This window comes from Gemmatimonadaceae bacterium (assembly GCA_036504815.1).
Classification (GTDB): Bacteria; Gemmatimonadota; Gemmatimonadetes; order Gemmatimonadales; family Gemmatimonadaceae; genus PNKL01.
Genome location: DASXUN010000026.1, coordinates 1 through 10086 on the forward strand (window position 1 = coordinate 1; position 10086 = coordinate 10086).

General features: G+C 70.8%; 8 protein-coding genes. 5 read left to right on the forward strand and 3 right to left on the reverse strand.

Annotated features, from left to right (window positions below):
• Nucleotides 1-66: 66 nt before the first annotated feature.
• Together VGJ96_13515 and VGJ96_13520 are read right to left on the reverse strand one after the other, a co-directional pair.
• The gene (locus VGJ96_13515; GenBank protein ID HEY3288131.1) at nt 67-711 is read right to left on the reverse strand and encodes a phosphatase PAP2 family protein; all 645 of its coding nucleotides are present in this window, start codon (nt 709-711) and stop codon (nt 67-69) included.
• Nucleotides 708-1295: a CoA pyrophosphatase gene (locus VGJ96_13520; protein ID HEY3288132.1), complete on the reverse strand. Its 588-nt coding sequence runs from the start codon at nt 1293-1295 to the stop codon at nt 708-710. Before VGJ96_13520 ends, VGJ96_13515 begins: the two co-directional genes overlap by 4 nt.
• A 163-nt stretch (nt 1296-1458) precedes the next feature.
• Between VGJ96_13520 and VGJ96_13525 the strand changes: the two genes are divergently transcribed.
• The 5 genes from VGJ96_13525 to VGJ96_13545 all read left to right on the forward strand — a co-directional run bounded on the left by VGJ96_13525 (nt 1459) and on the right by VGJ96_13545 (nt 9402).
• On the forward strand, nt 1459-1920 hold the full coding sequence (locus tag VGJ96_13525; protein HEY3288133.1) for a cupin domain-containing protein: 462 nt from the start codon (nt 1459-1461) through the stop codon (nt 1918-1920).
• Nucleotides 1921-1952: 32 nt separating this feature from the next.
• Nucleotides 1953-3203, forward strand: coding sequence for a dicarboxylate/amino acid:cation symporter (locus VGJ96_13530; GenBank protein ID HEY3288134.1), 1251 nt, complete (start codon nt 1953-1955; stop codon nt 3201-3203).
• A 167-nt stretch (nt 3204-3370) separates the two neighbouring features.
• Complete coding sequence (locus VGJ96_13535) at nt 3371-4021, forward strand: HAD-IA family hydrolase (protein ID HEY3288135.1); 651 nt, start codon at nt 3371-3373, stop codon at nt 4019-4021.
• 57 nt (nt 4022-4078) lie between these two features.
• Complete coding sequence (locus VGJ96_13540) at nt 4079-7312, forward strand: DNA methyltransferase (protein ID HEY3288136.1); 3234 nt, start codon at nt 4079-4081, stop codon at nt 7310-7312.
• Entirely contained in the window at nt 7297-9402 is a 2106-nt protein-coding gene (locus tag VGJ96_13545; GenBank protein HEY3288137.1) for a helicase-related protein, read from the forward strand. Before VGJ96_13540 ends, VGJ96_13545 begins: the two co-directional genes overlap by 16 nt.
• Before the next feature lie 54 nt (nt 9403-9456).
• On the opposite strand, the gene VGJ96_13550 is transcribed toward VGJ96_13545, so the two are convergent.
• Nucleotides 9457-9984, reverse strand: coding sequence for a hypothetical protein (locus tag VGJ96_13550; GenBank protein HEY3288138.1), 528 nt, complete (start codon nt 9982-9984; stop codon nt 9457-9459).
• Nucleotides 9985-10086 lie beyond the last annotated feature (102 nt).

Consider the following 10086-nt stretch of genomic DNA (forward strand, 5'->3'; position numbering starts at 1 on the left):
AACGAGGAGGGAGATCACGTGCGCGCCTGTGATCTCCCTCCTCGTTCCACATCTCATTCCCCCTCGCTAAGCCTCTACCCCCTCTCCGTTCCGCGCCGGTCTCACCAAGAACCACACGCCCCATCCCACCCACCATCCCAACAGCGCCCCCAGCGTCACGTCGCTGAAGAAGTGTGCGCGCGCGAGGATGCGGGTGAGGCCGCAGCCGGCGGCGAGGGAGTACCAGACCCACTTGGCGCGCGGGAAGAGGCGCGCGAGCGCGGTGGCCGCGGCGAACGCCACCATCGTGTGGCTGCTCGGCCAGGCAAGGCCGCTGGTGGAGAACGGATGCTCGCTCCACGGGCGGAACGAGTAGTCGCCGGAGAGCACGTTGGGGCGTTCGCGCCGCAGCAGGAGCTTCATGATCTCCGCCAGCAGGCCGCCGGCGAACGGCACCGTCAGCAGGTACCAGGCGCGGGCCGCCGCACGCTGCGCGGCCTCAGGCCGCTCGTGCAGCCACATCGCCAGCGCCGCGATGCTCCACGTCGGCGCGAATCCCATCACCCGGAGCAATCGCGCCCAGTCGAGGTCGTAGATCTTGTCGTGGTACCAGTGGTCGTAGACATAGCGATCGGCCAGCATCGGGAGCGCGCCGAAGACCAGCACGCATCCGATGAGCCACATCGTGCGCTGCGCCGTGCCGCCGCCCCACGTCGGCTTCGTCTCGCTCATCGCATCACTCCCTCGAGGGTGCGCAGGATATGCTCGGTCATCCCCCAGATGACATGCTCGCCAATGCCGATGGCCGACCGCTTGGTGTGAATGCCCGGAAAATGAATGGTGATCTCCTGCCGGCGTTCGGGATCGTACACCTCGCGCAACGGCACCCAGAACACCTCGGCCACTTCCTCGCTCAGTGCGACCGGAGGCCGCTCCGCAACGGCGAAGACATACGGGCGCACGATGATGGGCGGCAGCACCGGCGTGCGCGGGCGCAGCTCGTCGAGTTCGCCGAGCAGGGTGCCGGTGGCGTCGAGATCGACGCCGATCTCCTCGAGCGTTTCGCGAACGGCCGTGAGCAGCAGCGAGCCCTCGTCGGGGTTCCGTCGGCCGCCGGGAAGGGCGATCTGCCCGCTCCACGGGTCACTCTCACGCGTGGCGCGCTTGATGAAGAGCGTCTCGAGTCCCTCGTCGCCCGGATGGAGCACGAGTGCTACGGCCGCTTCATAGAACGGCTCGTCGCGCGGCGCCGGGGTCGGCGTGCGGGCGGCCAGCGCGCTGGCGATGCGGGAGAGTTCGGAGTCTGGGGGGGACAAGGCGACGGGAGTCGGAGGACGGAAGACGGGAAATGCGGGCGGGATGGGGGCGGACACCGAGTCGCGGGCCGCGGGTGACAATATCGCCTCGCGGCTCCGATTCCGCTTGCGGGGGTTCGCGCGCCGAGCGAGGATCAGCGGGACTGAAATTCCGGAGGATCCGATGCGCCGTCTCTTCGCCGCGGTCGCCGTGCTGGCTGCCGTCTGCAGTGTCAATGCGCCGATGCGCGCCCAGGTTGCGCCAGCGGCGCCAGCGGCGCCAGCGGCGCCGGCCGCCCCGGCGTCCCCGCTCAAGCGCACGGTGCTACAGACGCATGCGCTCGCCTCGGCGCCGGGACTCGAGGGGGTGCTGGTGCAAGCCGAGCTCGCGGTCGGCGGGGCGGCGCCGCGCCACACGCACCCGGGCGAGGAGTTCGTATACGTCCTCGAGGGGACGGCCACCTTCGACCTGGCCGGGCAGCCGCTGCTCGCCATCAAGGCGGGCGATTCGTTCGTCATTCCGCCAAACACGCCGCACGTCGCCACCAACACGGGAAAGCGTCCGCTGAAGCTGCTGAGCACCTATATCGTTCCCTCCGGCAAGCCGCTGGCGACGCCGGCTCCGCTTCCGCCGCCGGCGCAATAGCCGAGCCCCAGGGCGCACGGTAGCTTCGTCGCATGCCATTCGCCGTCAAGGTCCTGATCGGCCTCTTTTCCGGCTTCGCGGTGGGGCTCGCCATCACCGGAGGCGCCGGCCCGTTTGCCCCGGCGGCGCGCTTTCTCGAAGTCGCCGGCACCATGTGGATTGCCGCCATTCGCATGACGGTCATTCCGCTGGTGATGAGCAGCCTCATCGCCGGCGTGAACCGGGCACCAAACCCCGCGACGATCGGCCGGCTCGGCGGGCGCGCGGTGACGTTCTTCGTCGTCGCCACGACCATCGCCGCGGTGATGGCCATTCTCGTGGGCGCGCCGCTGATGGCGCGCATCACGCTCGACCCGGCCGCCGTGGATGCGTTGCGCGCGACGGCGAGCACGGCGGGGGCGCCGCCGGGGACGATGCCGACGGTGGCGCAGTGGTTCATCGACCTGGTGCCATTGAACCCGGTGAAGGCGGCGGCCGACGGTGCGATGCTTCCGCTCATCACCTACACGCTGGCCTTCGCCATCGCGATCACGAGTGTGGACGCGGCGAAGCGCGAGCCATTCATCGCGGTGATCGAGACCATCCAGGATGCGACGCTGCGGATGGTGCGGTGGGTGATCGACACGGCGCCGTACGGCGTCTTCGCCCTCGCCGTGCCGCTCGCCGCCAAGCTGGGACTCTCCGCGCTCGGCGCGCTGGCGGGATATACGGTGATCGTCTGCGGCGTCAGCGTGCTGTATTGCGTGACGATTCTGTATCCCGCGGCCGTCTGGCTGGGGCGCGCACCGCTCGCGAGTTTCTGGCGCGTCTGGCTGACGCCGCAGTCCATTGCCTTCAGCGCGCGGTCGTCAATGGCCGCGCTCCCGGCGATGATCGAGGAGGCGCGCGACCGGCTGCACCTGCCGGCGTCCATTCACGGTTTCCTGATCCCGCTCGCCGCGTCGACTTTCCGCCCGGGCGCGGGCGTCGGACAGATACTCGGTGCGCTCTTCATTGCGCGCCTCTACGGCGTGCCCATCGGCGCCGATGGGCTGGCGGCCATCTGCGCGACGGCGCTGGTGACCTCGTTCTCGGTCCCCGGCATTCCCGGCGGATCGATTGTCGCAATGGTCCCCGTGCTGATGGTCGTGAACCTGCCGGTCGAAGGCATTGGCATCCTGCTCGGCGTGGACACGATCCTCGACATGTTCCGCACGACGACGAACACGACGGGGCATATGGCGGCGGCGATGGTGTTGGCGCATGGGGAACGGGAGACAGAGGCGCCGCCGGTCATTGAGTGACAGGATCGGAACGAGGAGGAGGTAGAGGCTTGGGGACGGGGGTTGAGATGTGGAACGAGGAGGGAGGTCACTGGCGCGCCGGTGAACTCCCTCCTCGTTCCGCGTCTCCTCGCTCCTCGCGAGGCCTCTACCTCCTCCTCGTTCCGTTCATGAAGTAGCTTGCTCGTATGACTCCTCCCGCTCTCCTCTTCGATCTCGATGGCACGGTGGTTGATTCCATCGAACTCATCGTCCAGGCCGCCGTGCACGCCTTCGATGGGCGCGAAGGGCCGCGGCCGACGCGCGAGGAGTGGGTGGCGCTGATCGGCACGCCGCTGGCGCCGATGCTGCGGCGCTGGGCGCACGACGAGGACGACGTGAAGTTCCTGTGGGATCGGTACCGCGCCTATCAGGTGGAGCATCACGACCGGCTGGTGTCGCCGTATCCCGGCGTGGTGGAGCTGATCCGCCGGCTGCACGCGCGCGGGCATGCGATGGCGGTGGTGAGTTCGAAGGTCGAGGCGGGGATTCGCCGCAGTCTCGATTACATCGGCGTCACCGATTGCTTTGGCGCGCTGATCGGCATCGAGGCGACGGAGAAGCACAAACCGGACCCCGAGCCGGTGCTGCTGGCGCTCGAGCGGCTGGGCGTCACCGCGACGCACGCCTGGTTCATTGGGGATTCACCGCACGATGTGTACGCCGGGCACGCGGCGGGAGTGAAGACCATCGGCGTGCTGACGGGGCCGTACGACCGGGCGACGATGGAAGCGGCGCGACCGACGCACCTGGTGGAGACGCTGGTCGAGATGGAGCCGCTGATTCTCGCAAGCAATTGAGCAGTGCGGCGATAACGCGGTGACGTTCGGCGCACGGCACGGCCCCACCATGGGCGCGTGCTCACCATCACCGACTCTGCGGCGCTGCTGCAGCGCGCGTCAGATCGCCGCGGCCGCGTGGCCCTGCTCCGGGCGCTCGGCTTTCATCCACCCGCCGGAACGCTCGACGCGGCTGCGACACGTCACCTGGGACTCGACGAGGATCTTCGTCGCGCCGAAGTAGCCGCCGGACCGGGGACGCTGCGGGCGCTCGTCCTCGACGTCCCGACATCCGTTCCCCTGCGAGACGCGACGGGACGCGCCGCGCGGCGCATCGCCTCGCGCGCTCCGGAGCTGCTCTGGCTCGTGCTCGCCACGCAACGACAGGGCGAGACGGCAATCGTTATTCCAACGCCCGGCGGAGCGCAGTCCGCCGCGGCGCTCCTCGTTGACCCGACGGCCGTGCGGCCCGGCGACGCCGAGTCGCTCCGGGCCCTCGAGGCGGCGCGGGGCGAGAGCGATCTCGACACGCACCTGCGCTGGCGCGAGGTCCTCGGCCGCGATGAGCTGACGCGGCGCTTCTACCGGGACCTGGAGCAGGCGGTGGGCGCGCTCGCCGACGGCGCGCACGGCACGGCCGATGGTGCGACGCGCCGCACGCTCGCGCTTCGCTGCGTCTCGCGACTGCTCTTTCTCGCCTTCCTCGAAGCCAAGGGATGGCTCGATGGAGATCGGGCGTTCCTCTCTCGCCAGGTGGCGGCGCACGGAGCACACCTGCATCGCACGCTGCTCGAACCGCTGCTGTTCGGGACGCTGAATGCGCCAATGTCGCGGCGGGCACCGGCGGCGCGCGCGTTCGGCCGCCTGCCATTCCTCAACGGCGGTCTCTTCGCGCGGGATGCGCTGGAAAAACGGCACCGCGCCCTGCGCTTTGCCGACCTCGACATCGCCCATGTCGTAGGCGGGCTGTTTGCACGGTATCGCGTGACCGCGCACGAAGGCTCCGCGGAGTTCGCGGAAGCGGCCGTCGATCCCGAGATGCTGGGCCGGGCCTTTGAATCGCTGATGGCGTCGGACGAGCGCCGGAGCAGCGGCGCCTACTACACACCACCGGCGATGATTCGACGGATCACCGACTTCGCGCTCGATGCCTCGCTGACCGATGCGGGGCTGCACGACCTGCTCGATGAGGCGCGTGCCGGGCGCGTGGGTGACGTGGCTGACGCCACGCGCCTGCGTGAGGCGCTGGGTGCCCTTCGCCTGCTCGATCCCGCGTGCGGCACCGGGGCGTTTCTCGTGCATGCCATGCACGAGCTGTCGCGCCTCGGCGCGGCGGCGCACGACGATCGCGCCGAGCACACGCGCCGTCGCGACATTCTCGCACAATGCATCTTTGGCGTGGACATCAACCCCACGGCCGTCTGGCTTTGCGAACTGCGGCTCTGGCTCGCGGTGGTGGTCGATTGCCCGGAGCGCGATCCGCTGCGCGTGCCGCCACTGCCGAATCTCGACCGGCACATCCGCTGCGCCGATGCGCTCGCCGGGCCGGCGTTCGACATCGCCGCCGGGGGTGATGCCGGCATCACGCGGTTGCGCGACCGGTACGCGCGCGCCACGGGCCCGCGCAAGCGCTCGCTGCAGCGGGCGCTGGATCGGGCCGAGCGCCTGCTCGCTGTCGACGCGTGGCGCCAGCGGCTGGCGGCCTGCTCGGCACGCCGGCGTGACCTGGTGTGTGCACTGCGCGGCCGCGACCTCTTCGGCGGGCGCCGCGTGGCCACGGCCACCGAGCGCGCGGCGCTGGCCGAGTGGCGGCACGAGGCGCAGGGGATGCGCCGCGCGCTCGCGGCGCTTCGCGCCGGCGGCGCCGTCCCCTTCGGGTTCGCGTCGCACTTCGGCGATGTGGCCCGGCGCGGCGGTTTCGACGTGATCGTCGGCAACCCGCCGTGGGTGCGGCTCCACCGGATTCCCCCGGCGGAGCGTGACGGGTTGCGCGCCCACTATGAATCGATGCGCCACGCCGCGTGGCGCGCGGGCGCCGCCGCCAGCGGCGCGATGACCGGCTTCGGCATGCAGGCCGATCTCGCCGCGCTTTTCACCGAGCGGGCGGCGGCCCTCGTGCGCCCCGGGGGCGTGTTCGCGCTGCTCGTCCCGGCGAAGCTCTTTCGGAGCCTTGCGGGTGGAGGCCTGCGCGCGCTGCTCGCCCGATCGACGTCGGTGCTCGCGTGTGAAGATCACTCCGCCGGCCGGGCGATGTTCGATGCCGCGGTCTACCCGGCGGTGCTGATGGCGCAGCGCAATCATTCTGGTGAGACGGCAAGTCCCGCGCCGAGGCCGCGAAAGCCGCGCGGCATGCCGCGCGAGAACTCCGGTGCGGTCGCCTGCGCCCTGATTCGCCGCGACGTGGAGTTGCGATGGACCGACCGACGCGCACAGCTGCCACTCGACTCGACCGAGGGCGCGCCGTGGCTTTTGCTGCCGCCTCCGGTGCGCGCGGCGTTCGACGCACTGGCGGCCGCGGGGGTGCCGCTGGCCAACACCAGCTTTGGTCGCCCCCTACTCGGCGTGAAGAGCGGCTGCAACGACGCCTTCGTCGTGCAACCCGAAGCCGGCTGGCGGGGTCGCGCCCCTGGGAGCGTTTGCAGCGTACGCAGCGGCACGCACGATGGCTTCATCGAGCGCGCCCTGCTGCGCCCCGCCCTGCGCGGCGAAGACCTGTCGCCTTTCACGGCACGCCCGATCGAGCACGCGATGATCTGGACGCACGACGCCGCTCAGCAGCCGATGCGCACGCTGCCACCGCGCGCCGGACGCTGGCTCGCCCATTGGCGACCCACGCTCGAGCGGCGCGCCGACGTTCGCGCCCGCGACCGCTGGTGGTCGCTCTTCCGGTTGGACGCCGCCGTCGCCGGCTGGCGTGTCGTCTGGGGTGACGTCGGGCGGACACCGCGAGCCGTCGTGCTTTCGCCCGACGACGATACCGTGCCGCTGAACAGTTGCTACGTCGTGCGCGCCAATGGCGAGTCCGATGCTGACGCACTCGCCGCCTGGCTCAACGCGCCGCTGGCCACCGCCTGGCTCGCGGCCATCGCCGAGCCCGCGCGTGGCCAGTACCATCGGTTCCTCGGCTGGACGATGGCGCGCTTGCCACTGCCCGCAGAGTGGACCGTGGCGCGACGGCTTCTCGCGCCACTCGGCCGCGCCGCGCGCAACGGCTCCGCGCCATCGCCGCAGGAGCTGCATGACTGTTCGGTCCGCGCTTTCCGATTGGCCGCGTCGCACGTCGAACCGCTGTTGACGTGGACCCGATCATAGCGGTGCGACGCCGTCTCGCGACGGCGATCCTCGGGGGCGACGCCGGACCGATTCCCGCGGAACAACTCGGCAGCGTCCGTCTGCGCCCTCACCAGGTGGATGCCGTTCGCCGCCTGCTCCGCGCGCTCGATACGCATGGCGGCGCGCTGCTCGCCGACGCGCCGGGACTCGGGAAGACGTATGTGGCACTCGCCGTCGCCCGTGCCTGCGGCAGCGCGATCGTCGTCGCGCCGGCCGCCCTGCGGCATCAGTGGCAACGCTCGGCGGCGATGACGGGGTTGCCGATCGAATGGGCGTCGATGGAGACCCTCAGTCGGCGACCGATCCGGTCACGCGCCGCGTTGCTGATTGCCGATGAAGCGCATCACCTGCGAAATCCGCACACGCAGCGCTATGCCCACGCCGCCGCGCTCGCGTTGGGAAAGCGCGTGCTGCTCGTATCTGCCACGCCGGTGCACAACCGTGCCGTCGATCGCGACGCGCTCTTCGGCCTCTTCCTTGGCGATGCCGCCGCTCGCCTGCCCGCGCGCACACTGGCGCACCTCATCGTCCGGCGCGACGCAGACGGGCACGCGATGCCGCTCCGTCGCGCCGTTCGCTGGCTGCGACCGCCACCGCAGGCCGATGTGGCCGACCTGCTCCGCACGCTTCCCCCTCCGCTGCCGGCGGCTGATGGCCGTGCCGCGCTGGCGTTGCTTCGCCTGATTCTCGCGCATGCGTGGTCGTCGAGCATTGCCGCGCTCGAGGACACGCTCAACCGCCTGATCTTGCGCGCTGCCGCCCTCGACGATGCGCTCGCCGCCGGCCGCTGGCCCACACGGCACGAGTTGCGCGCGTGGATGCTGACGTCGACGTCATCACAGCTCGCCTTTCCGGAACTCGTCGCCACGCCAGCGGCGCGCGGCACCAGCGGCGCCCGGGAAGCGCTGGAAGCCCACGTGCGCGCGTTGCGGACGCTCCGCCGGCGCGTCGCCGCTTCACGCGCGGCTGACACCGCGGCGCGCGGCGCGCAGTTGCGCGCCGTGATGGCGAGACATCCGGCGGCGACGGTCATCGCATTCTCGCGCTACGCCGGCACGATCGACGCCTTGTGGTGCGCGCTGCGTCTCGAGCCGGGCATCGTGGCCATCACGGCGCAGAGAGTCCGCTCGGCCGGCGATGGACTGCGACGGCAGGATGTGCTTGGCATGCTTGCGGCGACCGCTACTCCGACCGCGCGCACGCCCCTGCGGCTCCTGCTCAGCACCGACTTGCTCGGCGAAGGGCTCGACCTTCGCGCGGCATCCGTCATCGTCCATCTCGACCAGCCGTGGACGCCAGCGCGTCTCGAACAGCGCGAAGGGCGCGCACTCCGCCTCGACTCGCCACATCAGGAAGTGCACGTGTACGCCATGCGGTCGCCGCACGGTGCGGCCCGCCTGCTCGCTATTGGCAAGCGGCTGCAGGCCAAGCGCACCGCGATGCGCGCCGGCGTGGCGCCCGGGGCGGCACGCGAAGCGCTGATGGAGCTGGTGCGGCCGTGGTTGGCGACGACTGGCGGCGCGGCACGGGTAGCCGCGGTACGCAGCGATACCGCGGGGTGGATCGCCGCACTCTGCGATGGCGGCGGACGCACCCACGTGCTTCGCGGGGCGCGCGGCGCGGTCACCGAGGATGATGACAGCCTGTTGGACGCGTTGCGCCAGATCGCGGTCGCGGCGTCCGTCGACGTCCCGGCGACCCAGCTGCACGCGGCGCGGCGGGAAATCCAGTCGTGGCGACGGTCGGCGGAATCCGCGTGGCTGGCGCGCACCCAGCAGGGCGGCGAGTCGGTGCGCGCCAGAATTCAGCAGCGCCTCGATCGCGCCCTGCGCTCGGTGCCGCTGCATCAGCGGTCTACGGTGGAGCCTCGCATCATGGCGGCACGCGCGCACCTCGCCACGCTTCGCGGGGCTGGCGCCGAGTTCGCGCTCACGGAAGCCGCACGTCTCGAAGATCTCGACGCGCTCTGCCGTGCGGTTTCTCAGATCGCCTCTCCGCAGACGAGTGAAGGGCCAGCGACGCGCACCCCGCGCCTGCTGGCCCTCATGCTGTTGGTCCCCGAATCTTGAAACGCGCCCGCTCGCCGGGATTCGTCCGCACCCTGCGGTGCGCGCGTCAGAAGGTCACCCGTGCGACGGCCCCCGCCCCTCGCTCAGCAGCTTGGTCTGGAACCGCTGCGCCTCGCTAATTCGCTCCACTTCCAGCGACATCGCATCCACGCTCTGCTGCAACGTCAGGATCTGCTGCTGCAGGACCTGCGTGTGCTCGCCCCCCGCCTTGATCTCCGTCCGGCGGTCGAACCGGCGCGCGATCATCCGCACGAGTGGGCCGAGGATCACCATCGCCGCGATCAGTCCCATCAGCCCCAGCGCCGTCTCCTGCGCCATCCGCGCGATCGGAATCACATCGGGCGGCAGCGAAGCGGCCGTGAGCACCGTCCGGTCGCCCTGGCGGTCGATGATCAGGCGGCCGCCACCCTCCGGCACGGGCGGCAGCGGCGCCACCGGCGCGCTGGGATTCTGCGGCGTCCCGACCTTGCCACCCTGAGCCGCCACCTGCGCCTCCCGTGCCGACTGGACGGCCCGCTGCACCTCGCTCTGTACCTGCTGGCGGATCTGCGCCGCGCTCGGTGTCTGTTGCATCACGACCATTGGAAGATCCGGAAGGGAGACGACACAATTGTACAGCATCTGTACGTAGGGTGGGGGAGGATGGTGTCTTCCTCCTCTCACGGAACGGGGAGGGGGTAGAGG

Coding starts and splice junctions, on each gene's coding strand:
- VGJ96_13525 (HEY3288133.1), top strand. CDS start 1,459: ATGCGCCGTCTCTTCGCCGCGGTCGCCGTGCTGGCTGCCGTCTGCAGT.
- VGJ96_13530 (HEY3288134.1), top strand. CDS start 1,953: ATGCCATTCGCCGTCAAGGTCCTGATCGGCCTCTTTTCCGGCTTCGCG.
- VGJ96_13515 (HEY3288131.1), bottom strand. CDS start 711: ATGAGCGAGACGAAGCCGACGTGGGGCGGCGGCACGGCGCAGCGCACG.
- VGJ96_13550 (HEY3288138.1), bottom strand. CDS start 9,984: ATGGTCGTGATGCAACAGACACCGAGCGCGGCGCAGATCCGCCAGCAG.
- VGJ96_13535 (HEY3288135.1), top strand. CDS start 3,371: ATGACTCCTCCCGCTCTCCTCTTCGATCTCGATGGCACGGTGGTTGAT.